The 20,136-nt window shown below is 70.7% G+C and carries 18 protein-coding genes and 1 pseudogene; 11 read left to right on the top strand and 8 right to left on the bottom strand.

The features are described from left to right. The first annotated feature begins 33 nt into the window (after positions 1-33). The 6 genes from ABZ671_RS24290 (at position 34) to ABZ671_RS24265 (ending at position 6,581) form a co-directional block, all read left to right on the top strand. Positions 34-1,356: an ABC transporter substrate-binding protein gene (locus ABZ671_RS24290; protein ID WP_357862107.1), complete on the top strand. Its 1,323-nt coding sequence runs from the start codon at positions 34-36 to the stop codon at positions 1,354-1,356. A 22-nt stretch (positions 1,357-1,378) separates the two neighbouring features. Further along, the gene (locus ABZ671_RS24285) at positions 1,379-2,251 is read left to right on the top strand and encodes a sugar ABC transporter permease (RefSeq protein WP_357862105.1); all 873 of its coding nucleotides are present in this window, start codon (positions 1,379-1,381) and stop codon (positions 2,249-2,251) included. Beyond that, a complete protein-coding gene (locus ABZ671_RS24280) occupies positions 2,248-3,111 on the top strand; it encodes a carbohydrate ABC transporter permease (RefSeq protein WP_357862103.1) in 864 nt (287 codons plus the stop codon). The genes ABZ671_RS24285 and ABZ671_RS24280 overlap by 4 nt, the downstream gene beginning before the upstream one ends. Then, the gene (locus ABZ671_RS24275) at positions 3,108-5,246 is read left to right on the top strand and encodes an alpha-galactosidase (protein WP_357862101.1); all 2,139 of its coding nucleotides are present in this window, start codon (positions 3,108-3,110) and stop codon (positions 5,244-5,246) included. The genes ABZ671_RS24280 and ABZ671_RS24275 overlap by 4 nt, the downstream gene beginning before the upstream one ends. 702 nt (positions 5,247-5,948) lie before the next feature. Beyond that, complete coding sequence (locus ABZ671_RS24270; protein ID WP_357862098.1) at positions 5,949-6,140, top strand: hypothetical protein; 192 nt, start codon at positions 5,949-5,951, stop codon at positions 6,138-6,140. A gap of 231 nt (positions 6,141-6,371) precedes the next feature. Then, a complete protein-coding gene (locus ABZ671_RS24265) occupies positions 6,372-6,581 on the top strand; it encodes a hypothetical protein (RefSeq protein WP_357862188.1) in 210 nt (69 codons plus the stop codon). A 174-nt stretch (positions 6,582-6,755) separates the two neighbouring features. Here ABZ671_RS24265 and ABZ671_RS24260 read toward each other — a convergent pair. Then, positions 6,756-7,007 (bottom strand): annotated as a pseudogene (locus ABZ671_RS24260) (pyridoxal-phosphate dependent enzyme); the annotation flags it as partial. A gap of 342 nt (positions 7,008-7,349) precedes the next feature. Here ABZ671_RS24260 and ABZ671_RS24255 point away from each other — a divergent pair. From ABZ671_RS24255 to ABZ671_RS24245, 3 genes are all read left to right on the top strand, one after another. Then, the gene (locus ABZ671_RS24255; RefSeq protein ID WP_357862096.1) at positions 7,350-8,339 is read left to right on the top strand and encodes a polysaccharide deacetylase family protein; all 990 of its coding nucleotides are present in this window, start codon (positions 7,350-7,352) and stop codon (positions 8,337-8,339) included. 136 nt (positions 8,340-8,475) lie between these two features. Next, positions 8,476-8,868 (top strand): YciI family protein, encoded by a 393-nt coding sequence (locus tag ABZ671_RS24250; RefSeq protein ID WP_357862178.1) that lies wholly within the window; start codon positions 8,476-8,478, stop codon positions 8,866-8,868. Between the two features lies 1 nt (position 8,869). Beyond that, the gene (locus ABZ671_RS24245) at positions 8,870-10,114 is read left to right on the top strand and encodes a sigma-70 family RNA polymerase sigma factor (RefSeq protein WP_357862176.1); all 1,245 of its coding nucleotides are present in this window, start codon (positions 8,870-8,872) and stop codon (positions 10,112-10,114) included. 60 nt (positions 10,115-10,174) lie between these two features. Here the strand turns inward: ABZ671_RS24245 and ABZ671_RS24240 are convergent, their stop codons facing one another. From ABZ671_RS24240 to ABZ671_RS24230, 3 genes are all read right to left on the bottom strand, one after another. Further along, positions 10,175-11,551, bottom strand: a complete 1,377-nt coding sequence (locus ABZ671_RS24240) for a cellulase family glycosylhydrolase (protein ID WP_357862094.1) — start codon at positions 11,549-11,551, stop codon at positions 10,175-10,177. A gap of 753 nt (positions 11,552-12,304) precedes the next feature. Next, positions 12,305-12,532, bottom strand: a complete 228-nt coding sequence (locus ABZ671_RS24235; RefSeq protein WP_357862092.1) for a helix-turn-helix transcriptional regulator — start codon at positions 12,530-12,532, stop codon at positions 12,305-12,307. 8 nt (positions 12,533-12,540) lie between these two features. Beyond that, positions 12,541-13,242: a DUF2975 domain-containing protein gene (locus tag ABZ671_RS24230; RefSeq protein ID WP_357862090.1), complete on the bottom strand. Its 702-nt coding sequence runs from the start codon at positions 13,240-13,242 to the stop codon at positions 12,541-12,543. 206 nt (positions 13,243-13,448) lie between these two features. Between ABZ671_RS24230 and ABZ671_RS24225 the strand changes: the two genes are divergently transcribed. Next, positions 13,449-14,411 carry a TIGR03557 family F420-dependent LLM class oxidoreductase gene (locus ABZ671_RS24225; protein WP_357862088.1) on the top strand — a complete coding sequence of 321 codons (963 nt, stop codon included), beginning with the start codon at positions 13,449-13,451 and terminating at the stop codon, positions 14,409-14,411. A gap of 155 nt (positions 14,412-14,566) precedes the next feature. Here the strand turns inward: ABZ671_RS24225 and ABZ671_RS24220 are convergent, their stop codons facing one another. The 4 genes from ABZ671_RS24220 to ABZ671_RS24205 all read right to left on the bottom strand — a co-directional run bounded on the left by ABZ671_RS24220 (position 14,567) and on the right by ABZ671_RS24205 (position 18,946). Continuing rightward, complete coding sequence (locus tag ABZ671_RS24220) at positions 14,567-15,370, bottom strand: endonuclease/exonuclease/phosphatase family protein (protein WP_357862086.1); 804 nt, start codon at positions 15,368-15,370, stop codon at positions 14,567-14,569. A gap of 11 nt (positions 15,371-15,381) precedes the next feature. Then, a complete protein-coding gene (locus ABZ671_RS24215) occupies positions 15,382-16,890 on the bottom strand; it encodes a phosphatase PAP2 family protein (RefSeq protein WP_357862084.1) in 1,509 nt (502 codons plus the stop codon). 66 nt (positions 16,891-16,956) lie between these two features. Continuing rightward, a complete protein-coding gene (locus tag ABZ671_RS24210; protein ID WP_357862082.1) occupies positions 16,957-17,946 on the bottom strand; it encodes a YihY/virulence factor BrkB family protein in 990 nt (329 codons plus the stop codon). Further along, positions 17,939-18,946: a diacylglycerol kinase family protein gene (locus tag ABZ671_RS24205; protein WP_357862080.1), complete on the bottom strand. Its 1,008-nt coding sequence runs from the start codon at positions 18,944-18,946 to the stop codon at positions 17,939-17,941. Before ABZ671_RS24205 ends, ABZ671_RS24210 begins: the two co-directional genes overlap by 8 nt. A 236-nt stretch (positions 18,947-19,182) precedes the next feature. On the opposite strand from ABZ671_RS24205, the gene ABZ671_RS24200 reads away from it, so the two are divergent. Next, a complete protein-coding gene (locus ABZ671_RS24200) occupies positions 19,183-20,061 on the top strand; it encodes a PP2C family serine/threonine-protein phosphatase (RefSeq protein ID WP_357862078.1) in 879 nt (292 codons plus the stop codon). Positions 20,062-20,136 lie beyond the last annotated feature (75 nt).

Here is a 20,136-nt window from a genome sequence, read left to right as displayed (position 1 = left end):
GGTGAGCGCACCTCTTCCCCGCAGGAGGCACGAATGTCCCGTCCTCGATCGCAAGCCGAGTACCTCGCTCGACTCGTACCCCCGTCCGTCGCCGGCCTCCCCCGCCGCGCTCTGCTCGCCGGCGCGGCCGGCGCGGGCGCGCTGCTCGGCACCGGGCTGCTCGCCGGGTGTGACTCCGACTCCGGTGCCGATGCCAAGACCGTGTCGCTCGGCTCCAACCAGTCGGACCCGAAGCCGAAGGACGTCATCGCCAAGGTGATGGACGGCTTCCAGACCTCGTCCGGGATCGAGGTCGCCATCAACACGGTCGACCACAACACGTTCCAGGAGAACATCAACAACTACCTGCAGGGCAAGCCGGACGACGTGTTCATGTGGTTCGCCGGCTACCGGATGCGGTTCTTCGCCGCCAAGGGCCTGGCCGGCGACGTCAGCGACGTGTGGGGCAAACTCTCCGGATATTCGGACGCGTTCAAGAAGGCGTCCACCGGCGACGACGGCAAGCAATATTTCGTGCCGCTGTCCTACTACCCGTGGGCCGTCTTCTATCGCAAATCGGTCTGGCAGCAGCACGGCTACCAGGTGCCGCGGACCCTCGACGAGCTGACCACCCTCGCGGCGCACATGAAGAAGGACGGCCTGGTCCCGATCGCCTTCGCCGACAAGGACGGCTGGCCGGCGATGGGCACCTTCGACATCCTCAACCTGCGGATCAACGGCTACCAGTTCCACGTGGACCTGATGGCCGGCAAGGAGGAGTGGACCTCCGACAAGGTCAAGAAGGTCTTCGACACCTGGGCGGGGCTGCTGCCGATCCACCAGCCGGACGCCCTCGGCCGCACCTGGCAGGAGGCCGCCCAGTCGCTGCAGCAGAAGAAGAGCGGCATGTATCTGCTCGGCCTCTTCGTCGCCCAGCAGTTCGGCGACGAAGAGCAGGACGACCTGGACTTCTTCACCTTCCCGGAGGTCGACTCGACCGTCGGCGCGAAGGCCCTCGACGCGCCGATCGACGGTTACATGATGGCCCGCAGGCCGAAGTCCCCGGCGAACGCGAGGAAGCTGCTGGAGTGGGTCGGCTCGAAGGACGCGGCGGACATCACCGTCAAGAACGACCCGAGCACCCTGGTGGCCAACACGGGCGCGGACACCAGCGGCTACACCGCCCTGCAGCGCAAGGCCGCCGAACTGGTCGGCTCCGCCACCGAGATCGCCCAGTTCCTCGACCGGGACACCCGGCCGGACTTCGCCTCCACGGTGATCATTCCGGCGTTCCAGCAGTTCATCAAGGACCCGAAGGACATCGGCGGGCTGCTGACCAGCATCGAGAACCAGAAGAAGTCGATCTTCACCAGCTGACGGCGGAAGGGGGGAGGACACCGTGCGGCTCCTGTCCCGCACCGACCGCGTGGTGCTCACGCTGATGGTGCTGGTGCCGCTGCTGCTGGTGGTCGGCCTGGTCTGGCTGCCGGCGCTGGCCACCGTGCTGCTCTCCGGCACCAACTGGGACGGCATCGGCCCGCTCGGCGAGATCGACTGGGTCGGGTGGAAGAACTACGACGACGTGGTGAGCATCTACCCGCCGTTCGTGCCGGCGATCCAGCACAACCTGCTCTGGCTGGCCGCCCTGTTCGTGGTGGCCACCCCGTTCGGGATGTTCCTCGCCGTACTGCTCGACAAGGAACTGCGCGGCAGCCGGTTCTACCAGACCGCGCTCTACCTGCCGGTGGTGCTGTCCCTGGCGCTGATCGGCTTCATCTGGCAGCTCCTCTACAGCCGCGACCAGGGCCTGCTCAACGCCGTACTCGGCAGCAACGTCGACTGGTACGGCGACCCGACCGTCAACATCTGGGCGGTCCTGGTCGCCGCCGGCTGGCGGCACGTCGGCTACATCATGCTGCTCTACCTGGCCGGCCTCAAGGGCGTCGACCCGTCGCTACGCGAGGCCGCCGCGGTGGACGGCTCCTCGGAGACCAGCACCTTCTTCCGGGTGGTCTTCCCGGTGATGCGTCCCATCAACATCATCGTGCTGGTGGTGACGGTGATCGAGTCGCTGCGCGCGTTCGACCTGGTCTGGGTCATCAACAAGGGCCGCAACGGCCTGGAACTACTTTCCGCGCTGGTCACCTCGAACGTGGTGGGCGAGGCGAGCCGGATCGGTTTCGGCTCGGCGCTGGCGACGATCATGCTGGTCGTCTCCCTGGTCTTCATCACCCTCTACCTGGCCACCGTCATGCGGGAGGGTCGGCGATGAGCAAGCGGCCACTGCGGCCCGCCCGGGTGGTCCTGCACCTCTTCCTGGGTACGGTGGCGATCGGCTGGCTCTTCCCGATCCTCTGGGCGGTGCTGACCTCGCTGCGCTCGTACCAGTACACCGCCAGCCACGGCTACGTGTCGCTCGGCGGCTGGACCTTCGACAACTACGTCACCGCCTGGCGGACCGCCGAGTTCGGCAAGCACTTCCTCAACTCCGTCTACATCACCGTCCCGGCGGTGCTGCTGACCCTCTTCCTGGCCTCCTGCGTGGCGTTCGTGATCGCCCGGTTCAGCTGGAAGGTCAACCTGGCCCTGCTCGGGCTGTTCACCGCGGCGAACCTGCTGCCGCAGCAGGCCCTGCTGATCCCGCTGTTCCGGATGTTCACCAAGATCCCACTGCCGGCCTGGCTGAGCGACTCGGAGCTGCTGTATGACAGCTACTGGGGGTTGATCCTGGTCAACGTCGCCTTCCAGTGCGGCTTCTGCGTCTTCGTGCTGAGCAACTACATGAAGGCCCTGCCGCACGAGCTGTACGAGGCGGCGATGGTCGACGGGGCCAGCGTGTGGCGGCAGTACTGGCAGGTGACCATGCCGCTGTGCCGGCCGGCCCTGGCCGCCCTCGCGACCCTCGAGGTCACCTGGATCTACAACGAGTTCTTCTGGGCCACCGTCCTGATGCGTACCGGCGACAAGTTCCCGGTGACCAGTTCGCTGAACAACCTGCGCGGCGAGTTCTTCACCGACAACAACCTCGTCTCGGCCGGCTCGGTCCTGGTCGCGATCCCCACCCTGGTGATCTTCTTCCTGCTGCAGAAGCAGTTCGTCCGGGGCCTGACCCTGGGAGCGTCGAAGGGATGACCATCGTCCAGCTACGGCGCGGGCGTACCGGCCTGGTGCTCGACGCGCGCGGCCCGGGGCTGCCCCGGGTCGTGCACTGGGGGGCCGACCTCGGCCCGCTGCCCGCCGAAGACCTGCCCGCCCTGGTCGACGCCACCGTCCCGCCGGTGGTGCCGAGCAGCTTCGACGCGCCCACCGTCCTGTCGCTGCTGCCCGAGGCCAGCGCCGGCTGGAGCGGCCGGCCCGGCCTGTCCGGCCACCGCGACGGCCGGGACTGGTCGACGGCCTTCCGCCTCGACGGCCTGGACGTCGACGACGGGGCCGGCGCGGCGCGGGTCACCGTGCGGGCGGCGGACCCGGACGCCGGGCTTCCCCTGACCATCGAGCTCACCCTGCACCCGACCGGGCTGCTGACCCTGCGGCACCGGCTGCGCAACGACGGCGACCGGCCGTACGAGGTGCGGGAGCTGACCCCGGTGCTGCCGGTGCCGGCCGTCGCCACCGAACTGCTCGACCTCACCGGCCGCTGGTGCCGGGAACGCGCGCCGCAGCGGCACCCGTGGCCGATGGGCGCCTGGGTACGCGAGGGCCGCCACGGCCGGACCGGCCACGACGCCACGCTGCTGCTGGTGGCCGGCACGCCCGGCTTCGGTTTCGGGCACGGCGAGGTGTGGGCGGTGCACACCGCGTGGAGCGGCGACCACGTCACGGTTGCCGAGCGCCGCCCGACGGGCGAGGCCACCCTGGGCGGCGGCGAGCTGCTCGCCCCCGGCGAGATCGTGCTCGCCCCCGGCGCGGAGTACGCCACTCCCCTGCTGCACGCGGTCCACTCGGCCGACGGGCTGGACGGGCTCAGCGACGTGCTCCACACCCACCTGCGGGCCCGCCCGCGGCACCCGCGCTCCCCCCGCCCGGTGACGCTGAACGTCTGGGAGGCGGTCTACTTCGACCACGACCTGGACCGGCTCAAGGCCCTGGCAGACCGGGCCGCCGAGGTGGGCGTGGAACGCTTCGTCCTCGACGACGGCTGGTTCCGGGGCCGTCGACACGACCGGGCCGGGCTCGGCGACTGGTGGGTCGACGACACGGTTTGGCCGGACGGGCTGCACCCGCTCATCGACCACGTACGCGGGCACGGGATGCAGTTCGGGCTCTGGGTCGAACCGGAGATGGTCAACCCCGACTCGGACCTGTTCCGCGCCCACCCCGACTGGGTGCTCCAGGCACCCGGCCGGCTGCCGCCCGCGTGGCGCCACCAGCAGGTGCTCAACCTCGCCCACCCCGACGCGTATGCCTATTTACTGGGTCGGCTGGACGCGCTGCTGACCGAGCACGACAACATCGCGTACCTGAAGTGGGACCACAATCGGGACCTCACCGAGGCCGGGCACGCCGGCCGGCCCGGGGTGCACGCGCAGACCGTGGCGGTCTACCGGCTGCTCGACGCGCTGCGCGCCTGGCACCCCGGCGTCGAGATCGAAAGCTGCTCCTCCGGCGGGGGCCGGGTCGACCTGGAGATCCTGAGCCGCACCGACCGGGTCTGGGCCAGCGACTGCAACGATGCGCTGGAGCGGCTGTCGATCCAACGCTGGACCGGCCTGCTGCTCCCGCCCGAGCTGATCGGCACCCACCTCGGCCCGGCGCGCTCGCACACCACCCACCGGGTGCACGACCTGGGCTTCCGGGCGGTCACCGCGCTCTTCGGTCACCACGGCATCGAATGGGACATCAGCGGAATCGGCCCGGCCGAGCGGGCCGAACTCGCCGCCTGGGTGGCGCTGCACAAGCGGCTCCGCCCACTGCTGCACGCCGGCCGGGTGGTCCGGGTCGACCACCCGGACCCGGCCGTCCAGGCGCACGGCGTGGTCGCCCACGACCGCTCCCGCGCGGTGTACGCGGTCTCCCGGCTGGCCACCTCGGTGGCCCAGGTGCCGGGCCCGGTACGCCTGCCAGGGCTGGACCCGTCCCGCCGCTACCTGGTCCGCCCGCCAGCCGGGGTGCCGGGGCCCGCGCTGCTGGAGCTGACCCCGCCCGCCTGGCTGGCCGCAGCCGGCGGGGTGACGCTCGGCGGGTCGGTGCTCGCCTCGGTGGGGCTGCAGTTGCCGGCCCTGCACCCCGAGCAGGCGCTGCTGCTGGAGGTCACCGCCGTCGGCTGAGAACCAGCGATAAGGCGGCCCGCAGGCCCGGACCCGTCCGATGACACCGCCCGGCCGGCTAGCGGCTCTGACGGCGACCTGAAGCGCCTCTATCAGCAATCCCCGATGCCTGTGATGGGGCCGGGAGTCGTGGTCAGATCGAACGGCGCGCGATGCGGGGTCGCCTCGGTGGAACTTCTCGTCTCCCGGATCGATCACGCTCATGGCCGCACCCAGCCGAGGAACCTGCGGTGCAGAGCGCCGGCTGGAGCCCAGCCCATGTCCTGCACGGCGGACACGAAGTGCGAAGCCATGTAGATCGACAGGGACACCAGAGCTCCGTCGTACTCGGCAAGCAGCTCCCGGCGGCGTGTGGCGCAGGGCCAGGGCGCACCACACCCCGCGCACGTCCAGACAGGCAGAACAGGTCCGTGATTGGTCATCGCGCCTCCCCTGGCCAGTACCCGCGATTGATCGGCACTCGGTGTCTCACCCGACAGGGCAAGTTCCGCCCGCACCGACAGGTCACCCGCTTGAGCAGGAAGCTCCAGGCCGGCATGCCTGCGCGCCAGGGTCAGGGCTACGGCGGTCAGGTACTCCCCGTATAGGACATGTCGCGTCATTCGCCCATCGCACCATGGGAGTTGCACGAGGGCAACCCCCAGAGGGGTTGTCTCACCCCGTACGGCCTGGTGCATTCCCGTGAGGCCATACCGTCGGATTGTGGAGCTGCTTGGGTTGGATGAGATCCGTGATTTGCTTGGCGGGATCAGCAAACAGCGCGCCACGATCATCGTGGGCCGCAAGGGATTCCCTGACCCTCTCGCCACTTTGAAGATGGGCCGCGTGTGGGACGGAAGAGCCGTTCGAGCCTGGATCGCTAAGAACCGCCCCAGCCCGACTGATGACGACTGACCGGGCGCAGTGACAAGGGAGTTGATTTCGCAGCGGGCCGCTGCGTACCTCTGACAGCAATCGCACGTTGGCTGTCCACACCCGCCCGTCACGCTTCGTGCCCTATCAGCCGATTGGCTGCTTCTCCCCTCGTCGCTTGATATCTGAAGGCGATGTCAGCGTGGTGAGTGCCGACCAACACGCCCGCACGGCCCGACGCGGGTGGTCTGCCAACTGTGTACCGTCCCAGGCATGACCGAAGGGGAGACAGGGATGAAGCCCGTAGCCTGGGCGGGCGCAGGCATGGCCGGACTGTACGTCGTGACCACGCTGTTCATTGCGACCGTTGCCAGCCTTCACCCGGACTCTGAGATACGCCAGGACTCGCGCGCTGTGCTTGATCGGCTGCTGTCGATCTTGCCCATCCTTGCTAAATCGTTCGCGGGGTTCGGCCGGTACTGAAGAACGCCGTTCAGTTCGCCCCAGAGCTGCTAACCGGACCGCCGGGCAATCCCGATACCTAAGGCCAGTCGGCCTCGGCCCACAACCACCGCAGGTTGACCCCGGCACCCGCCTTCGGCTCGTCCGGTTGTCACGCAGCGCCGGGATGACAAAAAGTTGTGGCCCTTGGCGGACTCGGCTTCGCAGCGCGAGCGAGGCGCCGGTGCTGCCGCCGGTGTATTCCACGACGGTGCCGCCGGGCAGCAGCCGGCCGACGTGCTCGGCCCCGGCGATCATCGCCTGCGCCATGCGGTCCTTCATGCTGCCGGTCGGGTTCTCGCCCTCCGCCTTCACCAGGATCCGGGCGCAGCCCGGCGGCACCACCCTGCGCAGCTCCACCAGTGAGGTGTTCCCGACTGTGTCAAGGACGGTACGAGCTGCGGCCATGTCGTCTCTCTCCCGGCTCCTCGTTCGGCGCGGCGGCCCAGCGTACCGAGGCGGGCCGGTAAGCACGCTCGACGTCCGAGGGCACCGCGAGTCAGGGTCGGCGGGTCACTCGAAAAGAATCCGAAAGTTTCGAAGTCAGTGACCCACCCGCCAGTCGCTTGCTGCTTTCTCGACCAGCGCAGGGCTTCCGTGTCATTTCCGGAAGTTGTTGACACCGTGATAGGACCAGACCAATACTGTCGCCATCGCCGGAGTTCGACCATGGTCGATACAAATCGCACTGGCGACCTGGCCCCGCCCGTCCCCCCGCCCAGCCCTTCATCAGGAGGAGGCGCACCCCGGATGCGAACCACACCGAACCTCTCGAAGCGATCCCTGATCGCGGGACTCGCCGTCACCGCGATGGTCGCGGCAAGCAGCATCGCCACTCTCGCCGTCACCGCCGCCCCTGCACACGCCGCCGCCTGCAACGGGTACGTCGGGCTCACCTTCGACGACGGCCCCTCCAGCAGCACGCCGGCCCTGCTCAACGCGCTCAGGCAGAACGGGCTGCGGGCCACGATGTTCAACACGGGTCAGAACGCGGCCGCCAACCCGGCCCAGGTCCGGGCCCAGGTCGACGCCGGCATGTGGGTCGGCAACCACAGCTACACCCACCCGCACCTGACCCAGCAGAGCCAGTCGCAGATGGACTCGGAGCTCGCCCGGACTCAGCAGGCCATCGCCAACGCGGGTGGCGGCACGCCGAAGCTGTTCCGCCCGCCGTACGGTGAGACCAACTCGACCCTGCGGTCGGTGGAGGCCAAGTACGGCCTGACCGAGATCATCTGGGACGTCGACTCGCAGGACTGGAACGGCGCGAGCGTCGACGCGATCGTGCAGGCCAACGGCCGGCTCACCAACGGCCAGGTCATCCTCATGCACGATTGGCCCGCCAACACCCTCGCGGCGATCCCGCGCATCGCGCAGGGGCTGGCCAGTCGCGGCCTGTGCGCCGGCATGATCTCCCCGCAGACCGGTCGTGCCGTGGCCCCCGACGGCGGTGGCGGTGGCGGTGGCGGCGGTAGTAGCTGCACCGCGACGCTGTCGGCCGGCCAGCAGTGGAGCGACCGCTACAACCTCAACGTCTCGGTGTCCGGCTCCAACAACTGGACCGTCACGATGAACGTTCCGTCCCCGGCGAAGATCATCGCCACCTGGAACATCAACGCCACCTGGACCAACTCCCAAACGATGGTCGCCACACCCAACGGCAGCGGCAACAACTGGGGCGTCACCATCCAGCACAACGGCAACTGGACCTGGCCGACGGTCTCCTGCCGAGCCGGCTGACCGACCGGGGCCTACCGCGCCGGAGAATTTCCAAGAATTCTCCGGCGCGGATGTCGAGAACCGGGGTGGCGGCTTCTACCTGCGGCTGAAAGCACCGAAAATCGGTGCACAGGCGTAAGGAGCCAACGTGAAGTACATGCTGCTGATGCAGTTCAGCGCCGCCGGGGCCGACTTCCCGTCGATCGACACCTGGACGCCCGAAGAGTTCCAGGCACACATCGACTTCATGCGGGACGTCAACGCGAAGCTCACCGCCGACGGGGAACTGATCCAGGCGGAGGGCCTGGGCGGGCCGCAGCAGGCACGAATCGTCCGGGCGGGTGAGAACGGCGCACCGGTGGTCACCGAGGGGCCGTTCGCGGAGACCAAAGAGTTCCTCGCCGGCTGGTGGATCGTCGACTGCGAGACGCCGCAACGGGCGGTCGAGATCGCCGCGTACATCTCGGCCGCGCCCGGCCCCGGCGGGCGACCGCTGAACATGCCGATCGAGGTGCATCCCGTCATGTCGGCGCCGCCCCAGGAGATCTGACCTGGGCTTCCCGAGCACCGAGGACCTGCTGCGCGAGCTGGCGCCGCAGGTTCTCGGCGTGCTCGCCCGCCGATTCGGGGACTTCCCCACCGCCGAGGACGCGGTGCAGGAGGCGTTGCTGGACGCGGCCACCCAGTGGCCGGTCGACGGGCTGCCGGACAATCCGCGCGGCTGGCTCGTGCAGGTCGCGTACCGCCGGATGATCGAGCTGGTCCGGGCCGAGGCCGCCCGGCGCGACCGGGAGGACCGCGCGGCCCGGCGGGAGGGCGACCACCGGCGTACGGCGTCGGCCGCGGACGAGCCGCTGGTCACCGACCGGGACGACACCCTGGTCCTGCTCTTCCTCTGCTGCCACCCGACGCTGTCGACGGCGTCGGCGATCGCGCTGACCCTACGGGCGGTGGGCGGCCTCACCACCGCCGAGATAGCCCGCGCCTTCCTGGTGCCCGAGGCCACCATGGCGCAGCGGATCAGCCGCGCCAAGCAGCGTATCCGGTCCTCCGGGCTGCCGTTCCGGATGCCCGACGAGGGCGAGCGGGAGTCCCGACTCGCCTCGGTGCTGCACGTGCTCTATCTGATCTTCACCGAGGGGCACACGGCGAGCCGTGGTGACCAGCTGCGCCGGGTGGACCTGTCCGAGGAGGCGATCCGGCTGACCCGGGCGATGCGCGCGCTGCTGCCGGACGACAGCGAGGTGACCGGGCTGCTCGCCCTGATGCTGCTCACCGAGGCCCGCGCCGCCGCCCGGACCGGCCCGTCCGGGGAGCTGATCTCACTGGCCGACCAGGACCGCGGCCGGTGGGACGCCGCCGCCATCGCCGAGGGGACGGCGCTGGTCACCCGGGCGATGGCCCGGGGACCGGTCGGGCCGTACCAGTTGCAGGCGGCCATCGCCGCGCTGCACGACGAGGCCCCCACCGCCGCGCAGACCGACTGGCCGCAGATCCTCGCCCTCTACCAGGTGCTGGAACGCCTGTCGAGAAACCCGGTGGTGTCGCTCAACCGCGCGGTCGCCACCGCGATGGTGCACGGCCCGGCCGCCGGGCTGGACGCGCTCGCCGTCCTGGCCGCCGACCCCCGGCTGGCCGGGCACCACCGCCTCGACGCGGCCCGGGCGCACCTGTACGAGATGGCCGGTGACCGGGATCGGGCGGTCGTGCACTACCGGTCAGCGGCCGGCCTGACCACCAGCCGGCCGGAGCAGGAGTACCTGCTGATGCGGGCGGCACGGCTGGCCCAGTGCTGAGCCAGGCCGCGAGCGGTGGCCGGGTCCGCGCGGACCCGGCCACCGGTGGTACGTGGGCGATCAGCTCGCGGTGCAGGTCACCGCGGGGGCGTTGTTGGTGCTGCTCGCGGCGCCGAGGAAGCCGAAGCTGGTGCTGGCGCCAGCACCGAGCTTGCCGTTGTAGTCGACGTTGCGGGCGGTGTACGCCGAGCCGCTGTTGGTGACCGTGGCGTTCCAGACCTGGGTGATCGTCTGGCCGTTGGCGAAGGTCCACTTCACCGTCCAGCCGTTGATCGCCGCCGAGCCAGCCTTCACCGTGATCTCAGCCTGGAAGCCGCCCGGCCACGAGTTGGTGATCACGTAGGCCGCCGTGCAGCCGCCGCCGGCCGGCGGGGTGGTGGGTGGGGCCGTCGTGGGCGGGGCCGTCGTGGGCCGGGTGGTCGTGGGCGGGGTGCTGGTCGGCGGGGTGACGCCAGAGTAGACCGACGCCTCCTTGGCGGTCGACCTGATGCCGTTGGCCCCGTTGAAGATCCGCTGGCCCCAGCTGGTCAGGCTGTTGGGGTTGAAGTTGTTGACCATGTCCAGGTACTCGACGCCGCCGCCGTTGCCGCTCCACGACCAGCCCAGGTAGCCGATCCCGTTGGCCTGGCTGTACGCCATGATCGCGTCCTCGTCCGGGTCGCCGTCCGAGTGCATGTTGCCGAACTCGCCGACCACGATGGGCAGCTTGGCGGCGCGGAACCGGTCAAGGTAGTCACTGACCTTGGCGGCGGTGTTGAAGACGCCGTACATGTGGATCGAAAAGATCGTGTTCTTCGCCGGGTCGGCGTTGAAGACGGTGGCCGCGTTGTCGCGCATGGTGAAGGACCAGTCCTGACCCCAGTTCGGGCCGTCCACCATGATGGTGTGGGTGATGCCGCCGTTGCGCAGCCGCTTGATGGCGTTGGCGGTGTCGGTGGCCCAGGTGCCGTAGTTCTGGTTGCCATACGGCTCGTTGCCGATGTTGACGATGACGTACTTCTCCTGGCCCTGCAGGGCGCTGGCGATGCTCAGCCAGTAGGTGACCGCCCGGTCCAGGGTGATCGCGCCGCTCTGCTCGCCGTACCCGGTGGTGTCGTGCACCTCCAGGACGCAGATCAGCTTGTTGGCCTTGCACAGCGAGATGACGTTGGCGACGTCGGCGGTGTCGTTCTTGGCCCAGCGGTCACCGCTGGCCAGCACCACCCGCACGCTGTTCGCGCCGAGCGCCTTGATGTTGGCGAACGAGCTGGTCTGCTGCGGGTACCAGGTGTGCGCGTGGCTGACCCCGCGCATGATGAACTCGGTGCCGTTGGCGTCGTAGAGCTTGCCGTTCGAGACGGAGAAGCCGGCGGCGGCGTGCGCCGGCTGCCCGAAGGCGAAGACGGCGGCGAGAACCGTCAGCAGGGCGGCGCCCGCGACGGAAAGAATTTTCTTCATGGCTGTCCTCAGGGAGGTCGCCCCGTGCCCAGATCGGGGTGCGGTGGTGATGGACGAGGCGGCTGAGCCCGACAGCCGCCGCCTGACTCCCGGCGAACGCAGGCATCAGCGTAAGCCGATGAAGCGTTGGAAGCAACCGGTTAAGTTGTCCATCCACTCAGGGCGGCGGCCGGTGGCGGCCCATGTCGCCATGAGCCGCCACGAGGGCGGCCATTCCCCACCACAGGGCACTGCGCCACCCGGCCTGAACCGGTTAAGGCCGGACTGTAGGCAGCATTCCCCCCAGCGTCAAGATGTCCGCCCGGGTGGCAGCGGTCCGCAGGACTTCCGACCTCTCCTGAGTCAGGCCGGGGCGTTGCCGAGGAGGGCTTCGTGCTGACTCCACAGCCACTGCAGGTACTGCAGTTCCTCGGGTGTGGCGACCCATCCCTCGTCCACGTAGGTGCTCAAGGATCCAGGCGGCTGGCAGCCCCGTGTTGGGGGCCGGCTCGGCCTGGAGGTGAACCCCGTCGACCCGGCGGAGGCCGAGGCCGCGCAGGTAGTCGAGCGTGATCCCGACATAGGTCTCTTCAGCCGCGTTCCCACGCCATTCCTCGCCTTGGCCGGTGGCTACGACGAGTGCGTCGACGTGTTCGGCGGCCGACCGGGGCAGGCTCAGGATCACCGTGAAGGCCCGCACCACCTCCAGGAACTGGCCGGCCGTGAAGGCGAGGTCCTCTTCCCCCACGATCCGAGGAGTCGCTCGGTGGGAATTCACTGGCCGCGCTCAACCTCAAGGAGGTCGCCGGGCGCGCAGCCGAGCGCGTCGCAGATGGCGGTGAGGGTGGAAAACCTGATGGCCCGGGCACGCCCGTTCTTCAGCACCGAAAGGTTGACGACGCTCACCCCTACCTTCTCGGAGAGCTCAACCAGGGTCATTCCCCGCGTGGCGAGCATGCGGTCGAGGTGGACCTTCACCCGGTGGCCGGGATCATCTGGCATGTGCACCATCAGACGAGGCCGTCGACGTCGGCCCGCAGCCGTACGCCCTGCCGGAACACCTCGGCGAGCAGCAACACGACCGAGCCGATCACTGGCGGCAGGAAAGAGAAGGAGAATGGGAGGTCAACGAGGCCTGCGGCGGCGGAGCGACCGACGATCCCGTCGTGGAGGGCGTAGCCCAGCCATTGGACCACGGTGCCGCCGACGGCTACAGCAACTCCGATGCCGCCCATCCGCCGGGCATTGGCCGCGGTGAACACCTCAGCGGTGGGCACCGTACGGACGATGCGCCACAACAACCACAGCACCAACAGGATCAGCGCCTGAGCGGCCAGCTGAGGCACCGCGAAACCGAGACGGTCGTCCCACGTCGGCCCCCAGAACGTCAACTCCATCGAACTCCCGGGGGCCAGTTCGACTGGCGGAAGGCCGGTCGCGGCGTCCCGGGTGCCCTTTGCGGTGTCCGTCCACGGGAAGAACTTTTGCGAGTCGAGTCCGGCGGCCTGCCACCGCTCGCCGAACGCGACGGTGGGCTGCACCGCCAGGTACGGCTGCCGCTGCGGGCCGGGCATCGGGACCATGTGACGCCCCAAGTCCAAGCCGGACGGACCGAGCACGGTCGGCCACACACCGAACACCAGTACGACCACTGCGGCCGCACCGAGCAGTGCGGTGAGCAGCCGCGCGCTCACCTTCACGGTTACGCTCACCGACCACCCACCATATCGTCTTTCGTTATGCTCACAGCCTCCATGCTCCATAACGAAAGTCGATAAGTCAAGGCATGCCCAGGCCGAGCGGTTGACGCTCGTCGGCACCCGGTCGGGCGTTGCGGCGAGCCCGCGAAGCGGACATCAGGGTTGACGCCCGCGAGGCCGGGTATCCGGGGACGATCCGCCCGGAAGGAGATGCGCCCATGGTCAGCGTCGGCTACACCCTGATGTGTGAGCAGTCCGGCCCGAAGGAGCTGGTCGACCACGCCGTACGCGCCGAGGCGGCCGGCTTCGACCACCTGGTCATGTCCGACCACTACTATCCGTGGCTCGACGCGCAGGGCCACTCCCCGTACGCCTGGTCGGTGCTCGGCGCGGTCGCCCACGCCACCGGTCGGGTCGGGCTGATGTCCTTCGTGACCTGCCCGATCCGCCGCTACCACCCGGCGGTGGTGGCGCAGAAGGCCAGCACGATCGGAGTGCTGTCGGACGGCCGGTTCACCCTCGGCCTGGGTGCCGGGGAGAACCTCAACGAACACGTGGTCGGCGGCTGGCCGCACGTGGAGCAGCGGCACGAGATGTTCGAGGAGGCGCTGCAGATCATCCGGCCGCTGCTCAACGGCGAGACGCTGACCTTCTCGGGCAACCACTACGACGTGCCCGACGCGTACGTCTGGGATCGGCCGGAACGCCCGGTGCGGATGGCCGTCGCCGCGTCCGGCCGGCAGTCGGCCACCCTCGCCGCCGAGTACGCCGATGGGATGATCGCCACCGAGCCGCTGCCGCACCTGATCGAGATCTACGAGCAGGCCGGCGGCGCGGGCCGCCCCCGCTACGGGCAGGTGGCGATCTGCTACGGCCCGGACGAGGCGGAGTGCCGCAAGATCGTGCACGACCAGTTCCGCTGGTTCGGCCTGGGTTGGAAGGTCAACGCCAACCTGCCCGACCCGGCGGCGTTCGCCGGGGCCACCCAGTTCGTCCGCGAGGAGGACGTGGCCGAGAGCATCTCCTGCGGGCCGGACGTGGACCGGCACGTCGAGGCGTTCCAGAAGTACGTCGACGCTGGGTTCACCCACGTGGCGCTGGTGCAGGTCGGTGGCGACGGCCAGTCGATCTTCCTGGACTGGGCGCAGGAGGAGTTGCTGCCCCGGCTACGCGCGCGGTGACCCGCCGGCCTGGGAAGGTGGGTCCATGCGTATCGGGAACGTGGAAATTCGTCCCCTCGGCGGCGGCGCCGGCTGCCTGCTGATGATCCTGCTGTCGGTGCTCGCCTCGGTGGTGCTCACTCTGCTGGTGAACTGGGTCCTGTGAGCCAGCTGGGTCAGCCCGGGTCCAGCGACAGGTCGGCGACGAGCGGATAGTGGTCGGAGGCGGTGTCGGCGTCGCCGCCACGGACCACCCGGACCGCGCGGGTCAACGCGGCCAGCTCCGGGGTGGCGAGCAGATAGTCCAGGCGCATCGGAGCGAACTCGGCCCCGCCGTGCCGGGTCGGCACGGTCGACCCGTCCGGCTCGTCGCCGCCGCTGTGCCGCCAGAGGTCGACCAGGCCGGCGTCGAGCAGGCGGGACACCGCGCGGGTGTCGACGGTACGGCCGTCGCGGCGCAGGTGCCGCCGCCGGTAGCGGGGTGACAGGCCGGCCAGCCGCGCGGTGTGGTCGACGGTCGGGTCGAGCGTGTTCAAATCCCCGACGAGCAGGGCCAGCCGGCCCCCGGTGCGCCGGACCGCAGCCGCGAGCCAGTCTGCCTCCAACCGCCGCCGCCCACCCGACCACGGGTTCAGGTGGGTGCCGAACACGGTGAGCGGGCCGGCGCCGGTGGCCACCTGCACCTGTGCGGTGGCGTGGTGGAAGGGGCGGCGTACCCGGCCGGCGCGCAGCACCCGCAGCGGTGCGCGGACCAGCACCGCGACCGGCTGCCCGAACCAGGAGCGGGCCAGGTGGGGCGTCATGCCCAGCCGGCCGGCCAGCTCCGCCATTCGGCCGTCGCCGTCGAGGCCGCGCAGCTCCTGCAGGGCCAGCACGTCGGGGTGCTGCGCGGCGACGACCCCGACGATCCGGTCCCACCGGTCGGTCCCGTCACGGTCCCGCCCGCCGGTCAGGACGTTCCACGTCATCACCCGCAGCATCGGCGGTTCCCTCAATTTTCGCGGCCGGCGTTGGCGGACTCGTGCATTCGCGCCGGCCCGATGGCCGGCCGGTCTGCCGCCGGCCGGCGGCCGGGCCAGCATGCGCCCGGGCGTACGTCGGCGTTGGGGCGGACCACCCAGCAGAGCAGCCCGATCCAGCCGGCGGCGAGCAGGATCGCGCCCACGAAGTCGGTCGGGTGGTGCATGCCCCGGTACATCCGGGAGGTGGCCACCCCGACCGGCATGATCACGGCCAGGGCCACGAAGAGCCACCGCCACCAGCGGTCGGTCCGGGCGAACACGATGATCGCCATCGCGCTCCACAGGCAGATGGTGGCCGCGATGTGCCCGGACGGGTAGGACGAGGTCGGCAGCCGGCCGTCCAGGTGCTCCACCGGTGGGCGGGGCCGTTCGACCAGCCGGGCGGTGACGAGGAAGAGGCTCAGCTCGCCGAACATCGCCAGCACGACGAAGAGCACCGGCCGCCAGCGCTTCCCGACGGCCAGCACCAACGGGCAGAAGACCAGCGAGACCAGCAGGATGGCGTGGGTGTCGCCGAACTTGCTCCACCACCAGCTCAGGTCGTTCAGCGGGTCGGTTCGCCGGGCCGCGAACCACTGCGGCACCCGCGTGTCGAGGGCGTCGAGGACGGTGCCCTTGGCGTGGTAGCTGACGACCATGCCGAAGGCGTAGACGGCGCCGAGGACGAGCACCCAGCCCACCAGCAGCTCGGCGGCGGACGAGCGGGGGTGCTCCAGCACGTGCTCCTCGTCCGGCGCGGGGCTGATTTCCTCGCCCGCCTCCGGCTCCAGGCCCTCGCTGATCGGCGGCACCGGCCGGCCGCGCTCGCGCCGCCACAGCCGGAAGGCGTACGCGGTGACGCCGAGCCAGGCCACGCCGAGCAGCCAGCCGCCGAACACGTCGGAAACGAAGTGCACGCCCAGCGCGATCCGGGTCAGCCCGATCAGGAAGACCAGCGCGGCGACCAGGGCGATGGCCGGTCGACGCCAGCGGGGTGCCAGGGCCGGCAGGAAGACCAGCAGCAGTGCCCCGTACGCGACGAACGAACCGAGCGCGTGCCCGCTGGGGAAGCTGTTGCCAGGTGCCTGGGTGATCGGCACGTCGACGACCGGGCGGAGCCGTCCGACCAGCGCCTTCAGGGTGGGGTCGAGGATCCCCCCGCCGACCCCGGTGATGATCAGATAGGCCGCGAGCCGGGGCTGGCGGCGGATGAGCAGCCCGACCACCGCGATGGTGACCAGCCAGATCAGCACCGGCCGCCCGCCCAGGTCGGTGATCGCCCGGAGCACGGTGACCAGGGCGTGGTGCGGGGCCACCAGCTTGTTGAACCACTCTGCCGCCTCGTGGTCGGCGTGGTAGAGCGGCCCCCAGTGCAGCCGGACGAGCATGAGCAGCATGCCGAACGCGACGCCCGCTCCGGTAACGGCCGCCAGCCCCGCCACGCTGCGCCGGGCGAATTGCCCGAGGGGTCGTCGCATGGCTTCCTTGACCGCTGTCACCCCGTACCTCCCTTGTCTGCCGCGAGGCGCGCTGTACCCGATTCGCGGTTCGCGTACACGTGGGGGTCATCCCGCTGCGTCGCGGGCCTCCGCGCGCTCGGCCTCCGACTCCCAGAGGTCGGGCTGGGCGGGTTCGGCCACGCCGATCCGCATCGCCTCCAGTTGGGCGGCGAATGCCAGCCCGCCGAAGAGCGCCACCCCGGTCAGGTTGGCCCAGAGCAGCAGGGCCATCATGCCGGTCAGTGCGCCGTACGTCTGCCCGAACCCGCCGCTGTACTTGACGTACGCGGCGAGCAGCAGACTCGCCAGCCACCAGAGCGCGGTGGCGATCCCGGCGCCGAAGAACAGCCACGACAGCCCGGGCTGGCTACGCCGGGGGGCGTGCCGGAACAACACCGCCACGGCCAGCACGGTCAGCCCGAGGCTGAGCGGCCAGCGGACCACATCCCAGGCGGCGTTGGCGAAGCCACCCCACGCGTAGTGCCGCTGCACCGAGTCGCCCAGCGCCCGGCCACCGACCAGGATCAGGAACCCGGTCAGCGCGGGCACGCCCGCGGTCACCGCGAGCACGGCGGCGCGGACGTACTTGGCCAGGGCGGGCCGGTCCCGCTCGACGCCGTAGATGCGGTTCGCGCCCCGCTCAATCTGGGCCATGGCGGTGGAGAGCGCGACCAGCCCGGTCAGCAGGCCGAGGAACAGTGCCAGCTCGCCGAGGTGTTCGGTGTGCTTCCCGTCGGCGAGCAGTTGCCGCACCACGGACTCGCTCTGGCCGGGGGTGAGCGCGAGCACGGTGTCGGCGACCACCTCGCCGCCCGCGTCGGCGCCCAGGTGGGAGATCAGGCCGGTGAGCGCGATCAGGAACGGCACCACCGCCAGACAGAGCTGCAACGCCAACGCCCGGGAGTGGCTGAAGCCGTCGCCGTAGCGGAACCGGACGAAGGCGTCCCGCAGCAGGCACCAGCCGCCGTGGCGGCGCAGGGTACGCCAGGCATCCTCGGCGCAGAGCTCGTCGGCCGACATGAGCCGGGTCTCGGGGACCAGTTTGGTGCTACTCACGGCGGGCCTCCTCGACCAGGCGTCCGCCGCGCTCGGCCGCCGCGGCGGCGTCCACCGACAGGTCGGGGTTGCGCTCCGGCCGCGGTACGCACAACCACAGCGCCCCAGGCCGGATCTCGGCGGTCAGCGACCGGCCCGGCTCGATCAGGTCCCCGTCGAGCTCCCGTGGCTGGGCCCGGTCGCTGACGATCTCGACCCTGCGGGCCCGGAACAGCTCCATCCGGGGCACCGCGCCGCGCCGGCGCAGCAGCGCCCACGCCATCGCCAGCCAGTGGCCGAGCGTACGCGGGTTGAGCACGGCCACGTCGAGCCAGCCATCGTCCGGCTCCGCGTCGGCGAGCAGGCGTACGCCGCCCTGGAGCCGCCCGACGTTGGCGACCAGGACCGTGCGCGCCCGCCGGCGCAGCGGCGGCCCGCCGTCGATGCGGATGGTGACCCGCATCGGCCGGTCCCGCAGGTGCCGCACGGCCCCCACCACGTACGCCGGCCAGCCGAGGTGCTTCTTGGCCCGTTCGGCCGTGGCGTCGAGCAGCTGCGCGTCGAAACCCATCCCGGCCATGACCGCGAAGCACCGGTCGTCCACGACGCCGACGTCGAGCCGTCGCATCCCGCGCTCGACGGCGACCGCCAGCCCGGCGGCCGGGTCCGCGTCGAGGCCGAGGTTGGCGGCGAGCAGGTTCCCGGTGCCCTGGGGCAGCACGGCGAGCAACACGTCGGTGCCGGCGAGCGCGGTGACGCAGGCCCGCACCGTGCCGTCGCCGCCGCAGGCAAAGACGATCTCGGCGCCGGCCCGCACCGCCTCGCGCGCCTGGCCGTGGCCGGGGTCCTCGACCGTCGTCTCGTACCAGGTCGGCTCCGGCCAGCCGGCCGCGGCGAGCGCGTCGTCGACCGTCCGGCGGAACCCGTCGAGGTCGGCGACCTTCACCGGGTTGACCACCACGGCGGTGCGCGGCGCCGGATTGGCCGGGGCCGCCGGGCGCTTGTCGTCTCCACCGTCCACGAGAGCGAGTGTGCGGCAACCGCGAGGAGTCTGCGACTCGACGGCGGCCGATGTCGCATGGACCGCAAACAGGTTTCAAGGCCGGTGCCGCCGGGAAGCGTACGCGGGCCGGAGCGGGGCGGCGCCACCAGCGATTGGCCGGGCGTCAGGCCACCGTAGGCAGCGCCGCCTCCACCCGGCGGCGCAGGTCGTCGAGGTCAGCGCCGGCCTCGGCGAGCACCAGCTCGTGTCAACCCATGTTGGCAACCTTTGTCGTGGCCGCCCGACACGGCGGCGACCCGCCGCTCGTGTACCCCGGCCGGTGCTACCGTCCGCTGGTGTTCCGCCGCCGCTCGCCGGACCAACCCGTCGACCCTGCCCACCGGCTGGTCGTCGGGCGGCTCACCCTGGAGATCGCCGGCGGCAGCGTGGTCGGGCACCACTATTCGGAGAACTTCGACGTGCTGCACGTCGACGCGGAGCTGCCGCTCGTCGTGGTCGTCGACGGCATGGGCGACGGAGAGGGCAGCCGGGTCGCCGGCGCCACCGCGGTACGCACCTTCGTGGCGGAGGTCCGCGCCGGCTGGCCGACCGTCGGCGCGCAGCAGCTGCACGCCGCCACCGCCCAGACCCAGCAACGGGTACGCCAGGCCGGGGCGAACCTGGCCGGGCTGACCGGCTGCACGCTGACCGCCCTGGTCGCCGACCCGGACGGCGGGCAGGGCTGGCTGGTCCAGCTCGGCGACGCGCGGGCCTACCGGCTACGCGACGGGCTGCTGGAGCTGATGACGGTCGACCACACCATGGCCTGGCTCGGGGTGCTGCACGGTTGGTGGCCGGCGACCTCACCGGAGGCGGCCCGGGCCCGCTATCAGCTGCTGCGCTATGTCGGCCATCCGGACGAGCCCGAGCCGGACGTGCTGGCCGTGCCGCTGCGCAGCGGCGACACCTGGCTGCTCTGCACCGACGGGGTCAGCGACCAGCTCGGCTATCACCGGCTACGGGACCTGCTGGCCGCGCGGCGGGAACCGGCGCGGACCGTCGGCGCCCTGCTCTCCGCCACGCTGGACGAGGGCGGCGACGACAACGCCACCGCCGTGGTGGTCCGCGTGCACCCCACCCTCACGCCCCGCTGAGCGGGAAGGAGGGGCCCCTTGTTAACACACGTGTGTTAACACGGGGCCCCTCCTTGCAAGCGGTAGCGGTTCGAC

Source organism: Micromonospora sp. NPDC006766 (genome assembly GCF_040636055.1).
GTDB lineage: Bacteria > Actinomycetota > Actinomycetes > Mycobacteriales > Micromonosporaceae > Micromonospora.
The sequence above is the reverse complement of the archived record's forward strand: the minus strand, read 5'-3'. Positions and strand labels throughout refer to the sequence as shown.